A 17,036-nucleotide genomic window follows, 5' to 3' on the forward strand; every position below is an offset into this window, starting at 1 on the left:
CCCAGTCATCAAAACAGCCCTAGTCATAGAGCGCCTCCACCTCCCACGCACGTTCGCGTGAGAGTAGGGCAAGTGCCTCCCCTCCCTCGAGCACGATCTGAAGCCGCGCGCTCCTACGGCTTCCCGCGCCTTCGGACCACCACCGCTGATCAAGGAGGATGGGCGGGCCGTAGTGCGCGATGGGGAGCAGCCTCTCGTAGCCGAGGTGGCGAAGCGCGGCGGGAAGCGGCGCAGGCTCCTCCCCTTTCCGGCTACGTCCAACGTCGCCTTTCGCGGCTACGGTTGCGCTCCTGGATCCTGCCGCATCGTGCGCGCAGGCGTTCGCGTGTGCCGCGTCCTCGGTGCTCACGCCATTGTCCGAATGCGTGAGAACGAGGTGTGCAGGGGCGCCGGTGAGCAGTCCCCGCGCACTCACGTAGACCGCTTGCCCCTCGCATAGGAGACGCGCGGTGATCCGCTCAGTAAAAACCGTGGCAGGCAAGGGGCGCGGAAAAGAGCCCACCCACGGCCCCTCGCGGTGCTCGCGTACGCGTACCGCGCGAAAGGGCAGCACCGTGATCGCCTCGCTCAAAAAACGGCCTGCCTTTTCGGCAGGGACAAGAACGGACTCCTCCCCCGCTAGTGATTGCACACGCGTGAGGGCCCGCGCGGCGCGCTTTTCGGCCGTGCTTGCGTGCCCCCACAGCCGCTGCGCGTACTCCCCCGCACTTTCGGTGTGCACGGGAATGAGTTGCACGTGAACGATGGGCGCAGCTGTTGTGCGGCCCTCGCGAGGATCGCCCGGGCGTGAGGCGCCCCGTTCGGCAGCGAGTATCCACCCGTCACACTGCCAACGCACGCGATCCACGACGTCATCGATGCTCAAGGCGCCCTCATGGCGCCACGTGCGCTCAACTTCGCTCCCGTTCTCACCGCGCGCGATAATGCGAAGCCGCGTGCACATAAGGCCGTGTTTTCGCAGCTTTTCGGCGAGCTCCTCGGCAAGGGGGCGCGCGATAAACGCAGCCTGATCGACGCGCTCGAGCGGCGGATCGAGGTGACGCTCGACGAGGATTGGCTGAGCTGGCCGCACGCGCTCCCCTTCGCCCGGTTCACCTCCGCACGCGAGGATGTGCAGGAGCGCGCCGAGCGGCCCAAAACGCTCACTCACCGAGGAATGTGGAAGCTCGCTCAGCGCGCCGAGAGAGGTGATGCCGAGGCGGCGAAGCACGCTGATGAACTCAGCTACGTGCGCGGGCCCCTCGAAAACCCCGGGTGTGCAAAAGCGTTTCCCCGCCCCCACGGGGGCGTGCTCGAGCGCTTCTATGGGGAAGGGGGCGAGAAAACGCGCCGATTCTCCCGGAAGTATGATGCGCCCGGAGCGAGAGGCAAGAATGGCGGCGAGTGGGCCGTCGGCGATTCCCACGGAGCTCTCCCAGCCCGTATGATCGGCGACGGCATCGAGGAGAGCACGGACGAGAGCGTGTTCTCCCCCGGCGTGTCGAGATGGACCTCGCGCATGAAGCAAAAGCGTTCCCGGCCCAAGAGGTTCGATCCCCGAGGCAACCGTATCCACGGCGGCGCACACGCTTTCAAAAACGCGCCACTCGGCATCGAGATCGCGCTCTGCAACCGCGATGTGCGGGCACAAGGCCTCGGCAGAACGCTTCTTCATGCCAAGTGCGACACCGGCGTGCATGGCCGAGGGACTGGCAGCGACAACACGATGATGCTCCATAATCGCGATCTCGTTCGGCACTTTCTCGCCGGCGCGCTCGTACCTCTCAATCGCGGCAAGGACGGGCCAATTATCGATGTACACGCATGCGGTGCGCGTGGACTGCGCCATCATCGATTCCCCGATTGCACGAGTGTGAGCGTCGCGCGCGCCCGAGAGGGTGCTTTGCCCCTGCGTGAGGTGGGCACCGCCGTGCGCGGTGCGCTCGCGAGCACCCCGGCAGGCGTCGGAATACGAATCTCCATTGCTGAACCGGAACCCGCAGCACCCCTGCCACACGCCGCGACACGAGCGCTGCGAAACCTGAGCCTGCCCGAGCCGCGCGCAAGCCCCACCCAGCGTGGCGAGGAGGACTGCACGGCGAGGTCGCAGCGTGCTTCCCCCAGGCGAATGAGTAGGGACCCCTGTGTGCGCGCGCGATTTTTTGCCGTGCGCCACTGCGCGGGTGTGAGAGCGAGATCAGCACCGAGAACAATCACCTCGATGCCATCGATGAGCGCGGAGAGCACGGAAGAAAGTTGCGCCCCTGGATCGGGGATAAGAGCGGTGCGCCGCGGATCTACGCCGATATCGGCGCACGCGGCGATCCCCACGTGGGGCATACCCACGAGGGCACACCAGGACTCCTCCCCCATGGCGGCCGCCGCGAGTGCAAGGGCGAGCGACGTTCCGCACGGCCCCGTCACCTCGATGCTGCTACCCGCCCGCACCTCACCTCGCGAAATGAGTTCCTCGAGAGCCCGGGGAACGGGGAACGAGTGCCCGCTGCGCTCGAGTTCCTCCCCACGCACTGGGCCGCGCTCGCGCTGAGTTTTCGCCTCTGCCTGACCGAGGACTGACTGTGCGAGCGCGAGGCGCTGCGGATCCGCCGCGATGCGCGGCGCTACAGAAACCTGTACGGACATTGCCCTCTCCACTCACACAAAATAGAACACGTGTTCGAATACTAGGGCGAAAAGGGTGCGGGATCAAGAGTGATCCGGGGGTCCTTGCGTCAGTATCGAACATATGTTCCCATTGTGGGGAGGGGTGAGACATTTAAACTTGCACGCACCTCACGCGCGCATAGATACCTCGCGCTGCCAGAACACGACTGCGCTCGCTGCGGCGACATTGAGTGAATCGACGCCACCGCTCATGGGGATAATCACGCTCTCATCTACGGCGCGAAGAGTCTGCTCGGTGAGCCCATGCCCCTCGGTGCCAAGAACGAAGGCCACCTTTCGTGAAGCCGAAAGATCAACCTCGTGCAGCGGGCGAGAATTCTCCGTGAGTGCAAGTGCGAGCGTATCGAAACCGCGCGCACGCAGGAGGTCCACTCCCCCGCGAGGCCATGACTCAAAGCGCGCCCACGGCACCTGAAAGACCGTGCCCATCGAGACTCGAATCGCGCGCCTGTACAGCGGGTCCGCTGCAGAAGGCGTGACGAGAACCGCATCCACGCCGAGGGCGGCCGCACTGCGGAACATCGCGCCGACGTTCGTGTGGTCCACGATGTTTTCGAGCACGGCGACGGTGCGCGCCCCCTCAATGACGGATTCGACGGAGCGCTCCTTCGGTCGCTGCATCGAAGCGAGAGCGCCGCGATGCACGTGAAAGCCCGTCGTCTCCTCGAGCTCAGCTTCGCTGCCCACAAAAACGGGAGCATCAGGGAAGCGCGAAAAAAGAGGCGAGAATTTTTCGAGCCACTTCTCGCTCATCATGAACGATCGTGGCGTGGCGCCTGCCTCGAGGGCCCGTTCGATCACGTTGTAGCTTTCAGCCATGAACAAGCCGCGCTCAACCTCGAGGCACGAGCGCAGCTTGACGTCGGTCATCGACACGTAATCGGCGAGCAGCGGATGATCCGCGTGCGCGCTCATCGAGACGAGGCTCATTGCGTAAGCGGAACTGCCGTCGCGAAATAACGACCACCGCGCTCTTCAAGAGCGAGCGGGAGGCCGAAAGTGCGCGTGAGATTCTGCGAAGTAAGGGTCTCGGCGATTGGCCCCGAGGCGACAACCCGTCCCTCGCGCAGCAAAAGTGCATGGGTGAACCCCGTGGGGATCTCTTCAAGGTGGTGCGTCACCATGATCGTGACGGGGGTCGCGGGATCCTTTGCGAGAGCCCCGAGTGAGCGCACGAGTTCCTCTCGGCCTCCCACATCGAGGCCTGAAGCGGGCTCGTCGAGGAGAAGCAGCTCGGGATCGGTCATGAGCGCACGGGCGGAAAGCACGCGCTTCTTCTCCCCGGTGGAGAGAGAGCCAAACGTGCGCTCAGCGAGCGGGGCCACCCCAAACGCGCCAAGGAGCATGCGGGCACGCTGTTCATCCTCGCTCTCGTACGTTTCGCGCCAGCGGCCCACGACCGCGTAGCCGGCCGTCATAACAACATTGAGGCACGTCTCCTGTGCGGGAATCGTCTCGGCGAGCTCCTGGCTGGAGAGGCCAATCAGGGGTCGAAGCTCGAACACGTCAACGCGCCCGAGCTTTTCCTCGAGAATCTGCACGCTCCCGCTTGTGGGGTGCAGTCGCGACGCGAGCAGGCGAATGAGGGTGGACTTGCCCGCACCATTCGGGCCAAGCACGACCCACCGCTCCCCCTCACGAGCACGGAAGTCAACGTGATCCAGAAGAGTCTTTGCGCCACGGCGCACTACAACATCGCTCAATGAGCACACAGCAACCATGCCTCCAGCCTACGGCAGGCGATGCTCACTACACTAAAACGGACCGTTATTCCAAGGAGTGAACTGTGCCCGTTCAACGCCTCTCAATGCCCGGCGACCGCAAGAAAGCGCCGCTCACCACAGTCGCGGCACGAATCGATGAGGCACTCGAAAAGTCTGGTATCGATACCACGTACCCCGAGGCCGCCCTCGCCGAGGCCGAGAGTGCAGCTCGCACCTGGAGAGAGCATGCGGCACAGCACGAGGACCTCACCGCAATCGAGTTCGTGACCCTTGATCCCGAAAGCTCAACGGATCTCGATCAGGCCCTCCACATTGAGCGTGACGGCACGGGCTACCGAGTGCGCTACGCGATTGCCGATGTCCCCCTCTTCGTCGAGCCTCACGGGCCTCTCGATGCCGAGACTCGTGAGCGTGGCCTCACGCTCTACCTACCTGATCGGCGCATCCCGCTGCACCCCGTCGTGCTCTGCGAAGACGAAGCCTCACTCCTACCGGGCAAAGACACTCCGGCCTTCGTGTGGGACTTCTCCCTCGACGAGCGCGCAAGCGTCACGCACGTGAACCTTACGCGCGCCATCGTGCGCAATCGTGAAAAGCTTGCCTACACCGCGGTTCAGCGCGCACTCGAACGCGGAGAAGCGGGCAGTGTGATGCAGCTGCTCGTCGAGGTGGGAGAAAAACGGGCGGCGCTCGAAATTGAACGCGGAGGAGCCTCGCTTAACTCGCCCGAACAGGAAGTCGTGACCGATGACGATTCCGTGCACCTTCAGTGGCGCCTGCCCGAGCCAATCGAAGAGCACAACGCGCAAATCTCCCTCATGACGGGGATGGCCGCCGCGCAGATCATGATCGAGGGCAAGCTCGGCATTCTTCGCACGATGCCTCCGGCAGCTCCCGAGGCGATCGAGCGCTTCCGCGCGCAAGCTGCAGCCCTGAAAGAGCCGTGGCCACAGGACCTCCCCTATGGTGAATTCCTTCGCACGCTCGACTGGCGCAAGGGGCGCCACCTTGCCCTCCTTGACCAGGCGACATCACTCTTTCGAGGGGCGGGATACGAGGCGTTCGACGGCACGCTTCCGGAGGTTCTCGAACAATCGGCGATAGCGGCCCCATATGCGCACACCACCGCGCCCCTGCGCCGCCTCGTCGACCGTTTCGTTCTCCATGTCTGCCACAGCCTCAAGACGGGAGCACCGCTCGATGATCGCGTTCGTGCGGCGTTGCCGGAGCTTCCCTCGCTCATGCACAGCGCCCAGCAACGCCACTCGGCAGTGGAGAAGAAGGCGCGCGAAATCGCCGAAATCGGTGTTCTCTCGACGCTTGTGGGAAGTGAATTCGAGGGGACGGTGCTCGACTTCAGGCCCGCGACCGATGGCGGATCGAACCCTTCGAATGCTCGCCCCGATCGAATCGAAGTTCAGTTCAGCAATCCCCCGGTGGCGCGGTGGATTGACGGGGAGAACCTTCCGATAGGCACGCGCGTGAAAGCGCGCCTTGAACGGGTGGAAGAGTCTCGGAACTGGGCGGAGTTCTCGGTCGTGAGCGCAGGTCGCGCGCGTGGCACGGACGGTGCGCAGGGTCCGACGCCCGCATGAGAATCATCGCCTCGACATCGAAAGCGCCTACGTCTCTGCAGAACCTCATTCCGGCGCCCTACCTCGGTGCGCTGTCGTTGTTTGCGGGAGCCGCACTGCGCCGGGACATGCCGATCGAGGAGGCCGCTGATCTCCTTGATGCGGGCTTTGGTACCTTCGGCGGCGCGCACTTCGACACGCTCGCGTGGATTCTCGACGTGCGTGCCCTCGCCATGCCCACGCTCACGGTCGTCTTGCCCGAGCCCGGAAGGATCGCCGGAATCGCCGGCGGCCCGCGAGGTGTGATGGCGGCGCTCGCGGGCGGGCAGGCCCTCACGGTTGGAGACGGCGCTATCGCACAGCATCTGCTGACCGTCGCCCCTGCCCGGCATGCTGAGGCGCGCACTCTCGACATCGCAAGGCTCGACGTGTCGCCGACACCGATTCCCGTTGCGGCATCGGATGCGGCAAGTGCACGTGAGCGCCTCTATCGCGCTCTTTCACACACCCACGAACGGCTTGTCGAATACGACCTCATTCCAGAGGAACCCGTAAGGCCTGAGGCGCTCCCTCAGGGGTTTGTTTTAGTCGAGCCTCCACGGGGCATGCCCGATACGCATGTGCACGCCGCGAGGCTCGCCGGGCGCATGGTGTCTCTTGCCGAGGCCGCGATCGCGCAGGCAACGACCTCGTCAGATGCAGGAGCGCAGAAGGCTTTAGAGGAGTTGCGAATTCTTGCACGGGAGGGGCGCGAGGTGCTTGCCCTCACGCTCAGCTACGCATCTGCGCCAAGAACGGCGTTGTAAACCTCAACGGTGCGATCGGCGATGGATTCCCACGAGAAGTGATCGCGTGCGCGCTTTTGTGCGGCAGCGCCCCACGTGCGGGCGCGCTGCGGGTTCGAGAGGATCTCGTTGAGGGCGTCGGAAAGGTCCCCAACGAACTTATCCGGATTCACGGGCGCGCCCGTGCCGTCATTCACCTGGTCGATCGGCACGAGAATGCCGGTTTCGCCATCGACAATCACTTCGGGGATACCGCCGGTGGCGGTGCCCACGACGGGGATACCGCAGGCCATTGCTTCGAGATTAACGATGCCGAGCGGCTCGTACACAGACGGGCACACGAATGTGGTGGCGTGCGAGAGTAGCTGCGTGAGTTCGTGACGCGGGAGCATCTCCGAAATAAGGAAAACGCCCTCTCGTTCAGATTTGAGCGTGGCGACGAGTTGCTCGACTTCGGCGGCGATTTCCGGAGTATCTGGAGTGCCGGCACACAGAATGACCTGGACGCCGTGATCGAGGGTGGCGAGGGCGCGCAGCAGGAACGGCAGCCCCTTTTGGCGCGTGATTCGTCCAACGAAGATGACGGTGGGGGCATGAGGATCGATGCCGTATCGCTCGTGAACATCGGTCGCAGGATTCGGCTTCCACGCGGTGACATCGATGCCGTTATGCACGACGTGGACGCGCGCCGGATCTACTTTCGGGTATGAGCGGAGGATGTCCTCGCGCATTCCCCCGGAGACGGCGATGATGCCGTCGGCGTTCTCGTAAGCGGTTTTTTCCGCAAAAGAGCTGAGTCTGTACCCGCCTTGCAGCTGCTCGGCTTTCCAGGGGCGCAGTGGCTCGAGGGAGTGAGCAGAAAGCACGTGCGGAATCGCGTGGAGTTGCTGTGCGGTGAACCCGGCAAAGTTTGCGTACCAGGTATGGGAGTGTACGAGGTCCGCACCAGCGCAGTCTTGCGCCATGGCGAGGTCGACACCGAAGGTCTGGAGGGCGGAGTTAGCGCTGGCGAGGGTTTCGGGGACGGAATAGGCCTGGACGCCGGCTTCGCTGCGTTCTTCGCCGAAACAACGTACGCGTACGTCGATGCGGCTTCGAAGAACCTTGCTGAGCTCATCGACGTGAACGCCGGCGCCTCCATAGATCGCGGGTGGGTATTCCTTCGTCAGGATGTCAACGCGCATTACGGAACTGCCTACCTAGGTGAGACGTCAAGGGCGAAACGGGCTGGGCGCTGCACCTGCTGGCTGTTCGCCCTCCGCATTGTCATGATAGTCACACGTACGAAAGCTCGCATGGCCGGTACGTTCCCGCGAAACAAAAGCTAAGCGGCTCCGAAATGAGCACGCGGTAAACGAGGACGTGATGCACCTAACTGTGCAGTACGATTGAAGCATGGTCGCAACGAAGGTCCTCGCAATTGTTCTCGCCGGCGGTGAAGGCAAGCGCCTCATGCCGCTCACACTCGATCGCGCAAAGCCCGCCGTGCCGTTTGGAGGCTCCTACAGGCTAATCGATTTTGCGCTTTCCAACATCGTGAACTCCGGTTATCTCCAGGTTGTCGTCCTTACTCAATACAAGTCGCATTCGCTTGACACACACATCGCAAAGACATGGCGCATGAGCTCACTGCTCGGCAATTACGTCGCCCCCGTGCCTGCTCAGCAGCGCATGGGTAAGCACTGGTACCTCGGGAGCGCCGATGCGATCTATCAGAACCTCAACATCATTGGTGATTCCAAGCCCGACTACATCGTGGTGGTGGGTGCAGACCACGTCTACCGGATGGATTTTTCGCAGATGGTAGAGGCCCACATCGAATCGGGTCGTTCGTGCACGGTGGCAGCGATCAGGCAGCCCATCGAGCAGTCCGATCAGTTCGGCGTGATCGAAGTCGATCCCGAAGATCCCACTCGCATTGCGCAGTTCGTCGAAAAGCCCAAGGAGACCCAGGGCCTGCCGGATGATCCGAACTCGGTGCTTGCCTCGATGGGGAACTACGTGTTTACCGCCGACGCCCTCGTTGAGGCCGTCACGAGGGACGCAGACAACGGCGAGTCAAACCACGACATGGGGGGCGACATCGTGCCCCACTTCGTGAACCTCAACGACGCGGGAGTCTACGACTTCATTCGCAACGACGTGCCTGGTTCTACGGACCGCGACCGCGACTACTGGCGAGACGTCGGAACGCTCGATGCTTTCTACGAAGCACACATGGATCTCATCTCGATCCACCCGATCTTCAATCTGTACAACACCGCGTGGCCGGTGTTTACGGAATCGCGATCGGCCCTCGCACCCGCGAAATTCGTTCACGCCGGCCCGGGTCGTGTGGGAACCGCGGTCGATTCGATCGTTTCGGCAGGCGTCGTGGTGTCGGGCGCGCAAATCTCCAACTCCGTCATCGGGCCGGGGGCCCAACTCCACTCGTGGTCCTCTATTTCCGATTCGGTGATTATGGACAATGTGACAGTTGGCCGTCACTCGCAAATCCACCGCGCGATCATCGACAAAGACATCGTGATTCCTCCGCGGACCCAAATCGGCCTCAACCGCGAGGAAGACCTCGCTCGCGGATGGACCGTGACGGATTCAGGAATCACGGTGATTGGCAAGGGCACAATCATCGCGCCGCAGCACTGACCTGAAAGAAAAAGGGAGGGTGCCCGTCGGGGCCCCTCCCTTTTTGCGTGAGCCGCGCTAGCCCCGCACGAGGGTGAGCAGATTGAGCTCCTCTTCTGCGACGTCTTTCCACGAATCGACACTCGAGGTAAGGACGCTCATGGAGCCGGTCGGCACACCGATGCGCACCTGGGCTAGGGAGGCGGGATCAGAGTCATCGTCATTGCCGAGGTAAGCAGCGAGTTGGCTCATGGTGGGCTCGTGCCCAACGACGAGGAGAACCCGGCAAGAATCATCGACGTCCCGGATGAGTGAGAGCACATCCCGAACACCTCCGTGGTACAGCTCGTCGAGCACACTCACGCTGCATTCAGGGCTCCCGAGTGACGCGTGGACATCGCTCCACGTTTCTTGCGTACGCGCCGCAGAGGAGACGAGCACACAGCTCGGCCGTACCCCCTGCGCGCAAAGGTAGTCACCGATGAGCCTGGCCTGCGAATGCCCTCGATCAGTGAGCACGCGTTCCATATCGCTTGCGGCATCCGATTCTGCTTTTCCATGCCGCATCAAAAGAAGGATGCGACTAGGAGGTTCATCACTCACGCGATTTCACCCGTTCTGCGCCCAAGGCGCGCTCGACATTAATTCTCGTTGTGGAAGTGCGCAGTTTTAGTGTCCCATGCCGAGGCCGCCGTCGACAGGAATGACGGCGCCCGAAATGTATGACGCATCGTCGCTCGCGAGGAACGCCGCAACTTTTGCGACCTCAGAGGGTGCTGCGAAGCGACCGACGGGAATCTGCGAGAGGTACTGCTCCTTGCGAGCCTCGTCGAGCCCGCGCGTCATTTCCGTCTCGATGTAGCCGGGGGCAATGACGTTGGTCGTGATGCCGCGCGAGCCAAGTTCGCGCGTGAGCGAGCGTGCCATACCGATGAGGCCAGCCTTCGACGAGGCATAGTTCACCTGGCCGGGCGAGCCGAGGAGGCTCACCACTGACGACAGGAGAATGATGCGGCCCTTCTTCTTACGCATCATGGCCCTGATGGCCCGCTTTACGGTGCGGAACGTACCGTTCAGGTTTGTATTGACGACATTGTCGAAGGAGTCGTCGCTCATGCGCAGCATGAGCTGGTCGTCAGTGATACCCGCGTTGGCAATGAGGACCTCGACGCTCCCGTGTGCTTCCTCGACTTCGGCAAAGGCCGCATCGAGCGATGACGGGTCGGTGACGTCCGCTTTAACGGTGAGCGCACCTTCGGGGCCGCCCTCCCCCGATCGCGAGGTGACGGCCACCTTGTCGCCGAGAGAAAGGAAGTGTTCGGCGAGCGCGTAGCCAATGCCACGGTTGCCGCCGGTAATCAACACGCTTCGAGAGGTCACAGTTGCCCTTTCACGCTGTGGAAGAATGAGGTTCGGCCCAAGCCTATCGCTAAAGATTGCGCGGCGGCGCATAGCCTACGATGGTAGGACGGCACGTCATAAGACACGATTGGCACGCGGGAGGAGAGCACCGGTGACGTCACGCTTTAATCCGCCTCCGTCATGGCCCGAGCCTCCCGAGGGTACCGGGACGCTTCCGCAGTCGTGGCAACCGAACCCTCAGTGGCCGGAAGTCCCCGCGGGATGGCGTCTTGACTATGACACTTCCACCGTCGGACCTTCCCCCACTGTTCCCGCTCCCGTTGTGCGCAGCGAAAACGTCCACGCAAGTGCGATCGTGGCTGAGCGTATCCGGCAGTACCCCGCGACCGTTGAACTTCCTGGGCACGTGAGTGCAAGCGAAGCCGGCTCTTCGCTCATCAATGGCTTTCCCCCGGAGAAGCCGCGAGCGTTTGGCCCCTACGATCCGCACGCTCGCCGCAGGCGGATCATCGTGAACGTGTGCCTGTGCGTGGTGGGCGCGCTCCTCGTGGCTGCCGCGGTCTATGGATTCTCGGAACTGTTCTCCTTTGCGATGAACGAGCTGCCGAAGGGTGAAAGCGCCGCGGCATCGTTGCTGCACTCGTCTTCGCTGTCAGGCGTTCATGCCCTCTGATCCCCTCGAGAACTCCGTCCCTCCCGCGAGCGTTCACACGTCTTTTTCGGCGCCACCCGCGGCGATTCCCATTGCGCGCTCTGCCGATGTGTCGCGCCGTTCACGGACGTACATCCTCGCCATGGCGATACGCATGGTGTGCCTCGCCCTGCTGATCGTTGTGCCTGGCGTATGGAAGCTTGTCGCGTTGATCGGAGCGGTTGTCCTGCCCCTTTTCGCGGTCCTCGTTGCCAACGACCAGGCGGTTCCCACACCACCGAACCGGGAGCAGCGCCTCGATGATCAGCCCGTTCCCTTTGTTCTTACGGCAGAGCCTTCTCAGCCGTTCATCACGGTTGACGAGGACGGCACGGTCCGCGAGACATGGGGCGGTGAGCACCTGTGAGGCGCGTCGATCTTCGCCCAATTGTGACGTGGCGGTGGGCGCTCGCATTCCTTTTTGTCGCGCTCGCGACGCTTACGTGCGTGCGGCTTGGCATCTGGCAATTGAATCGTTTTGAGGAAAAGCGGGCCCGGGCGGCGGTGATCGAGCAACACTACGATGCCGAGCCGATTGCGCTCGCTGACGCGCCCTCCTCGGCTCGGTCGAAATTAGCCGCAGCCGATGACTACACCGTCGTGCGCGCCCGCGGCCACTATTGCTCGCGCCCCGAATGTGTGCTGTACGTGAGAAACCGTGTTGAGGGTTCGAGCGTGGGGTTTTGGCAGCTCGTCCCGTTCGAGACGAACGACGGCAGTACTTTTCTGGCCGTACGCGGCTGGGTCACGACGGGGCAGACGGACTCGGTTCCTGCGTCCCGACCGAAAGTTCCCTCCGGCGAGGTCGAGCTCGTCGCGCGCTTGAGGCCGCGCGAACCCCGGCTCTCCGACAGACCAGAAGTCCCGGGGCAGCTCCACTCGGTGAATGCGACTGACGTCCTCTCTCAAGTACCGCAGCTCGAGAATGTCCTCGAGGGCGCCTACGGCGAAGTCGTAAGCGAGAACGGGGTAGCTCCGGAAGGGCTTTCCGCCCTGGAAAAACCCTCGACCTCGCTTGGCCCGCATTTGTCCTACGCGTTTCAGTGGTGGATTTTTTCGGCGTTTTTCGTGCTCGGTTTTGTGGTGGCGGCACGTCGTACGCTTCGCGACTACGAGGGCGAGGAGGAGTCCGACGCCGCCTTAGCCACCACCGTCGCCAACGATGTCGCCGCGGCGCCTGCTCGCGGTTCTGTGCGGCGGTACGGCGCCACTCGTCACACCCGACACCGCTCGCGCGGCACAGATGAGGACGAGGAAGATTCGCTGCTCGACGAAGGGTACGGGTCGTGAGCTCGCCAGTGCGTCGATACTTTTCGGGACCGCTTCCCCGCGCGATAGCCCACCGCGGTTTCGCGCCTGAAGGTGGAGAAAATACACTTGAGGCCTTTGCAGCCGCCTGCGCGCACGGGGCGGACGTCATGGAAACCGACGTACGCGCGAGCAGTGACAACGTGGCGCTGACCTTCCACGACCCTACGCTTGCGCGAGTCGCGGGCGGCGACCCACGCGCGATAGCCGAAACCCCGTGGTCGCGTCTGAGCACGGTCCGTGTGCACGATCGTGGCACGATCGCACGCCTCGATGATGCACTCGCGTCGTTCCCCGACCTCCCCTTCAACATCGATGTGAAGGCGGCCTCTGCCATAGAGCCCACCGTCGCAGCCATCGCGCGAACGGGCGCCGGTCGGCGGGTGTGCCTGACAAGCTTTGATCCCGCGGTCGCACATGAAGTCGTGTCACGAGCGAGCAGCGCCTGCGGGCATCAGGTCATGGCTAGCGCTTCTCGCACGACGGTCGCGGCGTTCCTTGCAGCCTCGTGGTTGGGGGCCGAGCGGCTGAGCACAAGGGTGCTCGCACGTTATGCGGCCCTCCAGGTCCCCATTCGCTATAGGGGGCTCCCGATCCTTACGCCCCGTTTCGTGGCCGCCGCACACCGGGCTGGGTGTGAGGTACACGCGTGGACAATCGATGACGAGCCGGCCATGCACGCCCTCCTCGACATGGGCGTGGATGGTATCGTAAGTAACCGTGTTGATCGGCTCGTGAAGGTTCGCGAGGCTCGTGCCAATCACCGCACGGGGCCCGGAAGGGAATAACACCACCGGCCGAGGCGTTCATAGGTCGTGAATGCTGGCGAAGATTCGCCAAAGGCGCCCACAACGGACAATGTAGGGAAGAAGGTCGCTCGATGAACTCTCGCTCACTGCGAGGCACCCGACTCGGTTCGCTTTCGATGGAAACGGATGACGGCGTTCTCGCCGCTCCGCGCCAGGAAGCAAAGTATGACTGCCCCAACAAGCACATCATCATCCTCCCGTTTTCGGTAGAGGCCGATGTACCGCTCGTGTGGGAGTGCCGCTGCGGTGAGACCGCCGTTCTTCGCGATCACGAAAAGCCCGAAGGCAAGCCCGGTAAGCCTCAGCGCACCCACTGGGACATGCTCCTCGAGCGCCGCTCAGAAGAAGAGTTGCAGGAGCTTCTCGACAAGCGCCTGGAGCTTCTTCGCGCCGGTAAGCTTCACTCGAACCGCCACTTCCTGTAGTGGCCGTGGCGGCGGCCTGTCCCCCGCCACCGTAGATCCTAGAGAACGTCGCCCTCGTAAGGGGGCGGCGTTTTTCCGTTTCCGCCCTCACTGCTTGAGCGATCATTCTCGGGGGCAGGCGGGAGCTGGCCGCTCGGGTGTGCGGTGGTGTCCGGGCGGGAGCCTTGGGGGTCCGACGCTTGCCCGGTCGTATCGATCACAATCTCGCTTTCAATGACCGAACCCCGATGCGAAGTGAAAAGAACTCGGCGCGAAGACTTTCCGGAGCCAAGCCCTACGGTATCGAGCGTCTTTTGCTGCACGGGCGTGAACAAGAGGATGAGTCCCGCGATGTCGGTGAGGACACCGGGGAAAAAGAACAGCATGGCGGAGATCAGCGTGAAGGCTGGGCGAGACAGGTGCTTCTTACGTTCACCGCGGCCAGTGGCGGCGCGCCACAGAGAGATGATTCGCGTGATCGACTGCTGTCCAGCGGACAGTATGAGAGCGAAGCCGACGACCCACCCGAGGGCAATAAGGAGCAGAGGTACCCACCAGTGAGTCGCAGAACCGATCCAGATGAGGATCGCGATCTCGACGATGCCGAGCAGGATTGCGCCGACGGGCAGCAGCCATGCCGGAAGGGAACGAGAGAGGCGAGCGTCGTTCATCATGCACCCTTTTTCACGAGCGAACGGGCTTGTGAGAGACGGTGGTGAATACCCCACTGCGTCACTCGAAGCATGGCCTCTTTGATGATTGCGGAACTCATTTTGGATTCACCGTATTCGCGTTCATCGAAGTCAATCGGAACTTCCCGGATCACGAAGCCCGCGGCACGGACCCTGCGAGTCATATCGACCTGGAAGCAGTAGCCCTGGCTTGCGATGTCCTCGCCCGCGAGAACGCGTGTGAGGATGGGTGCGCGAAAGGCTCGAAAGCCTGCCGTCGCATCTTTCACGCCTAGCCCAAGAGCGAGATTTACGTAGGTGTTTGCGCCACGCGAGAGAAGCTCGCGATTGAGGGGCCAATTGTGGACCGCTCCCCCAGGGACCCAACGCGAGCCGATCGCGAGGTCGGCGCCACGTTCGAGCGCCGTGAGGAGCGTTCCGAGTTGCTCGGGCCTATGGGAGGAATCGGCATCCATCTCGCACAGCACGTCATAGCCGTGCTCGAGACCCCATGCGAAACCCGCGAGGTATGCGGGCCCGAGGCCGCCCTTTTGGGTACGGTGCAGGACGTGGACCTGCTCATCGCGTTCGGCGAGGCGATCGGCCCACTGGCCAGTCCCATCCGGCGATCCATCGTCAACAACGAGTACGTGCGCCTCGGGAACTGCAGACCTGAGGCGCTCGAGCGTGGGCGGGAGCGCGTCGATCTCGTTGTAGGTGGGAATGATGACGAGCGTTGTCACGGACGGGAACGCCTTTCCTTGATGGTACGCGGCGGAGCAATAATGCTCCCTAGTAGGACAACGCCTGCACATGCCGCGATGATTCCGCGAATCGCGACACCGTGCTGCATGGCGGGGGTGAGCCCCGTGCGAACGGGAACGTCTGCCGTCATGGTGCCTGCGGTCCAGTGGCCAAGGCCCGCAAGCTTGCGACCTTCGGGAGTAAAGATCGCGGAATCTCCCACGGTGGAAATATGCACGACACTCCGTCCCGAAATGACGGCGAAGACCTTCGCTTGTGCGAGCTGCTGAACGGACTCGTGAGAATCGAGGAAGAGCGCATTGTTGGATTGGACGACGAGCAGTTCAGCCCCCGCGTTCACGGTATCGGCGACACTTTGCTCGTAGGCAATCTCAAAGCAAATGAGCACGCCAATTTTCGCTCCCGAGAGGTCGATTATTCCGGGCTTATCCCCCGGTGTCATATCGCGCTCGACGAGCGAAACCTTGTCGGTAATCTTTGCGAAGAACTTTCGTTGAGGGATGTATTCGCCAAAAGGCACCGGGTGGCGTTTCGTGTATTCCTGGCCCGTGAGACCGTTGTCGTCAACCAAAACTGACGTGTTGAAGCGCGCTTTCTCACCGTTGGGCCGCTGAGTGCCCACGAGAATTGGCGCTCCCGATTCGCGCGCGAGGTCCTTGAGCGTCGCCATGCGTTCCGGATGAGCGGTCACGTCCCATCCGGTTGAATCCTCTGGCCAGACGATGAGGCGTGCACTCTCATTCGTGGCGAGGAACTCGCGGGTGCGTTCGACGTGATTGTCGAACATGGTGTCGGGAATGTAGTACGAGCCGGCCTTGGGGCGCTCGATATTGCCTTGAATACCGGCGATATGAATCGAGTGATGGCCCGAGTCAACGGAATTGGCTGGCCGAGGCGTGACAAGGGCGCACAGAACAATAATGATCGCCACGGATGCGGGCCACACGGCGTGCATGCCGTTTCGCCCCCTCGCCCGCCGAAAAGTCAGCGCACACAGGGCGCTAAACACGAGTGCCCCCAGCAACCCAGAAACAGCGCCAAGCCCGGTAATACCGAGCCACGGGCCAAAGTTCAAGAGAGGGGAGTTCGAGAAGGCAAACGCGCTCATTCCCCACGAGAGGCCGCCCCACGGAACACTTGCACGCACGAATTCCATGATCGCCCACAGGCACGCGATCCCGACGCTGCTCGAGAAGCGAATGCCGCGGCGGACGAGTATGAGCCGCGTGAGAAAACTAAATACAGCGATGTAGAGAGCCTCAAAGGCGGCAAGGGCGAGCCACGGCCCGAGTCCCGCATAAATATTGGCCCAGGAAAAAAGCGGGATGAATGCGCTCACGCCGAAGGTGAGGCCCGCAACCACAGCCGTGATCCAGCGGCGCGTGAACGATGCAAAAATAAGCCCGCCAAGAGCAGCGGGCAGCAGACCCCAGAGCCCGTAGGGGTCAAAAGAGAAGTGGAACAGGACCCCGCCGGCGATGGCACTGAGGAGCGCGATAATCGGCGGTGTAAATTTCTCTCCCTCGAAATGAGGGACGAGGACCTCACGAATGTCGTCGGCCGCCGAGGGGTTATCCTTCACAACGGTCTCCTTGCACCGGCAAAGCGCAGAGTCGGCGGCGTGGAGTGGACGCGGAAATCACCGCCACATGCG

The 17,036-nt window shown here is 62.7% G+C and carries 18 protein-coding genes; 8 read left to right on the forward strand and 10 right to left on the reverse strand.

Annotated features, from left to right (window positions below; translation table 11 throughout):
• Positions 1 to 19: 19 nt before the first annotated feature.
• The 4 genes from HMPREF3176_RS04745 to HMPREF3176_RS04760 form a co-directional block, all read right to left on the reverse strand.
• Positions 20 to 1,828 carry a DNA polymerase Y family protein gene (locus tag HMPREF3176_RS04745; RefSeq protein ID WP_070458583.1) on the reverse strand — a complete coding sequence of 603 codons (1,809 nt, stop codon included), beginning with the start codon at positions 1,826 to 1,828 and terminating at the stop codon, positions 20 to 22.
• A complete protein-coding gene (locus tag HMPREF3176_RS04750) occupies positions 1,828 to 2,622 on the reverse strand; it encodes a hypothetical protein (RefSeq protein WP_016664576.1) in 795 nt (264 codons plus the stop codon). Before HMPREF3176_RS04750 ends, HMPREF3176_RS04745 begins: the two co-directional genes overlap by 1 nt.
• Positions 2,623 to 2,772: 150 nt before the next feature.
• The gene (locus tag HMPREF3176_RS04755; RefSeq protein WP_051120653.1) at positions 2,773 to 3,594 is read right to left on the reverse strand and encodes a TrmH family RNA methyltransferase; all 822 of its coding nucleotides are present in this window, start codon (positions 3,592 to 3,594) and stop codon (positions 2,773 to 2,775) included.
• Positions 3,591 to 4,385, reverse strand: a complete 795-nt coding sequence (locus HMPREF3176_RS04760) for an ABC transporter ATP-binding protein (RefSeq protein ID WP_034373196.1) — start codon at positions 4,383 to 4,385, stop codon at positions 3,591 to 3,593. Before HMPREF3176_RS04760 ends, HMPREF3176_RS04755 begins: the two co-directional genes overlap by 4 nt.
• 65 nt (positions 4,386 to 4,450) lie before the next feature.
• On the opposite strand from HMPREF3176_RS04760, the gene HMPREF3176_RS04765 reads away from it, so the two are divergent.
• Entirely contained in the window at positions 4,451 to 5,983 is a 1,533-nt protein-coding gene (locus HMPREF3176_RS04765; protein WP_070458586.1) for a ribonuclease catalytic domain-containing protein, read from the forward strand.
• Positions 5,980 to 6,768, forward strand: a complete 789-nt coding sequence (locus tag HMPREF3176_RS04770; protein WP_070458589.1) for a hypothetical protein — start codon at positions 5,980 to 5,982, stop codon at positions 6,766 to 6,768. The genes HMPREF3176_RS04765 and HMPREF3176_RS04770 overlap by 4 nt, the downstream gene beginning before the upstream one ends.
• On the opposite strand, the gene glgA is transcribed toward HMPREF3176_RS04770, so the two are convergent.
• The gene (gene glgA, locus HMPREF3176_RS04775) at positions 6,738 to 7,931 is read right to left on the reverse strand and encodes a glycogen synthase (RefSeq protein ID WP_070458592.1); all 1,194 of its coding nucleotides are present in this window, start codon (positions 7,929 to 7,931) and stop codon (positions 6,738 to 6,740) included. The two genes, HMPREF3176_RS04770 and glgA, sit on opposite strands and share 31 nt — an antisense overlap.
• Positions 7,932 to 8,142: 211 nt before the next feature.
• Here glgA and glgC point away from each other — a divergent pair, with 211 nt between their 5' ends.
• A complete protein-coding gene (glgC, locus tag HMPREF3176_RS04780) occupies positions 8,143 to 9,393 on the forward strand; it encodes a glucose-1-phosphate adenylyltransferase (protein ID WP_016664570.1) in 1,251 nt (416 codons plus the stop codon).
• A 57-nt stretch (positions 9,394 to 9,450) separates the two neighbouring features.
• Here the strand turns inward: glgC and HMPREF3176_RS04785 are convergent, their stop codons facing one another.
• Together HMPREF3176_RS04785 and fabG are read right to left on the reverse strand one after the other, a co-directional pair.
• The gene (locus HMPREF3176_RS04785) at positions 9,451 to 9,939 is read right to left on the reverse strand and encodes a SixA phosphatase family protein (protein WP_051120652.1); all 489 of its coding nucleotides are present in this window, start codon (positions 9,937 to 9,939) and stop codon (positions 9,451 to 9,453) included.
• A 102-nt stretch (positions 9,940 to 10,041) separates the two neighbouring features.
• A complete protein-coding gene (fabG, locus tag HMPREF3176_RS04790; RefSeq protein WP_016664568.1) occupies positions 10,042 to 10,824 on the reverse strand; it encodes a 3-oxoacyl-ACP reductase FabG in 783 nt (260 codons plus the stop codon).
• Positions 10,825 to 10,885: 61 nt separating this feature from the next.
• On the opposite strand from fabG, the gene HMPREF3176_RS04795 reads away from it, so the two are divergent.
• The 5 genes from HMPREF3176_RS04795 (at position 10,886) to HMPREF3176_RS04815 (ending at position 13,967) form a co-directional block, all read left to right on the forward strand.
• Complete coding sequence (locus HMPREF3176_RS04795) at positions 10,886 to 11,407, forward strand: hypothetical protein (RefSeq protein WP_016664567.1); 522 nt, start codon at positions 10,886 to 10,888, stop codon at positions 11,405 to 11,407.
• Complete coding sequence (locus HMPREF3176_RS04800; protein WP_016664566.1) at positions 11,397 to 11,792, forward strand: DUF3099 domain-containing protein; 396 nt, start codon at positions 11,397 to 11,399, stop codon at positions 11,790 to 11,792. The genes HMPREF3176_RS04795 and HMPREF3176_RS04800 overlap by 11 nt, the downstream gene beginning before the upstream one ends.
• On the forward strand, positions 11,789 to 12,715 hold the full coding sequence (locus HMPREF3176_RS04805; protein WP_016664565.1) for an SURF1 family cytochrome oxidase biogenesis protein: 927 nt from the start codon (positions 11,789 to 11,791) through the stop codon (positions 12,713 to 12,715). The genes HMPREF3176_RS04800 and HMPREF3176_RS04805 overlap by 4 nt, the downstream gene beginning before the upstream one ends.
• A gap of 8 nt (positions 12,716 to 12,723) precedes the next feature.
• Positions 12,724 to 13,521, forward strand: a complete 798-nt coding sequence (locus HMPREF3176_RS04810) for a glycerophosphodiester phosphodiesterase family protein (protein WP_232049731.1) — start codon at positions 12,724 to 12,726, stop codon at positions 13,519 to 13,521.
• A 92-nt stretch (positions 13,522 to 13,613) separates the two neighbouring features.
• Positions 13,614 to 13,967, forward strand: coding sequence for an RNA polymerase-binding protein RbpA (locus tag HMPREF3176_RS04815; protein WP_016664563.1), 354 nt, complete (start codon positions 13,614 to 13,616; stop codon positions 13,965 to 13,967).
• Positions 13,968 to 14,005: 38 nt separating this feature from the next.
• Here the strand turns inward: HMPREF3176_RS04815 and HMPREF3176_RS04820 are convergent, their stop codons facing one another.
• The 3 genes from HMPREF3176_RS04820 to lnt are packed head-to-tail and all read right to left on the reverse strand — an operon-like array spanning position 14,006 to position 16,964.
• Positions 14,006 to 14,620 (reverse strand): FxsA family protein, encoded by a 615-nt coding sequence (locus tag HMPREF3176_RS04820; protein ID WP_083286243.1) that lies wholly within the window; start codon positions 14,618 to 14,620, stop codon positions 14,006 to 14,008.
• A complete protein-coding gene (locus tag HMPREF3176_RS04825; RefSeq protein WP_070436054.1) occupies positions 14,617 to 15,360 on the reverse strand; it encodes a polyprenol monophosphomannose synthase in 744 nt (247 codons plus the stop codon). The genes HMPREF3176_RS04820 and HMPREF3176_RS04825 overlap by 4 nt, the downstream gene beginning before the upstream one ends.
• Positions 15,357 to 16,964: an apolipoprotein N-acyltransferase gene (gene lnt / locus HMPREF3176_RS04830; RefSeq protein WP_083286244.1), complete on the reverse strand. Its 1,608-nt coding sequence runs from the start codon at positions 16,962 to 16,964 to the stop codon at positions 15,357 to 15,359. The genes HMPREF3176_RS04825 and lnt overlap by 4 nt, the downstream gene beginning before the upstream one ends.
• Positions 16,965 to 17,036: the final 72 nt, after the last annotated feature.

The sequence above is a fragment of the Dermabacter sp. HMSC08H10 genome (assembly GCF_001807585.1).
Lineage (GTDB): Bacteria > Actinomycetota > Actinomycetes > Actinomycetales > Dermabacteraceae > Dermabacter > Dermabacter hominis.

Bases quoted from the DNA above. Each gene is read 5' to 3' on its own strand.
- HMPREF3176_RS04745 (WP_070458583.1), bottom strand. From the start codon at position 1,828: ATGGCGCAGTCCACGCGCACCGCATGCGTGTACATCGATAATTGGCCC.
- glgC (WP_016664570.1), top strand. From the start codon at position 8,143: ATGGTCGCAACGAAGGTCCTCGCAATTGTTCTCGCCGGCGGTGAAGGC.
- HMPREF3176_RS04820 (WP_083286243.1), bottom strand. From the start codon at position 14,620: ATGATGAACGACGCTCGCCTCTCTCGTTCCCTTCCGGCATGGCTGCTG.
- HMPREF3176_RS04785 (WP_051120652.1), bottom strand. From the start codon at position 9,939: ATGCGGCATGGAAAAGCAGAATCGGATGCCGCAAGCGATATGGAACGC.
- HMPREF3176_RS04760 (WP_034373196.1), bottom strand. From the start codon at position 4,385: ATGGTTGCTGTGTGCTCATTGAGCGATGTTGTAGTGCGCCGTGGCGCA.
- HMPREF3176_RS04755 (WP_051120653.1), bottom strand. From the start codon at position 3,594: ATGAGCCTCGTCTCGATGAGCGCGCACGCGGATCATCCGCTGCTCGCC.
- HMPREF3176_RS04770 (WP_070458589.1), top strand. From the start codon at position 5,980: ATGAGAATCATCGCCTCGACATCGAAAGCGCCTACGTCTCTGCAGAAC.
- HMPREF3176_RS04800 (WP_016664566.1), top strand. From the start codon at position 11,397: ATGCCCTCTGATCCCCTCGAGAACTCCGTCCCTCCCGCGAGCGTTCAC.
- fabG (WP_016664568.1), bottom strand. From the start codon at position 10,824: ATGCGCCGCCGCGCAATCTTTAGCGATAGGCTTGGGCCGAACCTCATT.
- glgA (WP_070458592.1), bottom strand. From the start codon at position 7,931: ATGCGCGTTGACATCCTGACGAAGGAATACCCACCCGCGATCTATGGA.
- HMPREF3176_RS04750 (WP_016664576.1), bottom strand. From the start codon at position 2,622: ATGTCCGTACAGGTTTCTGTAGCGCCGCGCATCGCGGCGGATCCGCAG.
- HMPREF3176_RS04815 (WP_016664563.1), top strand. From the start codon at position 13,614: ATGAACTCTCGCTCACTGCGAGGCACCCGACTCGGTTCGCTTTCGATG.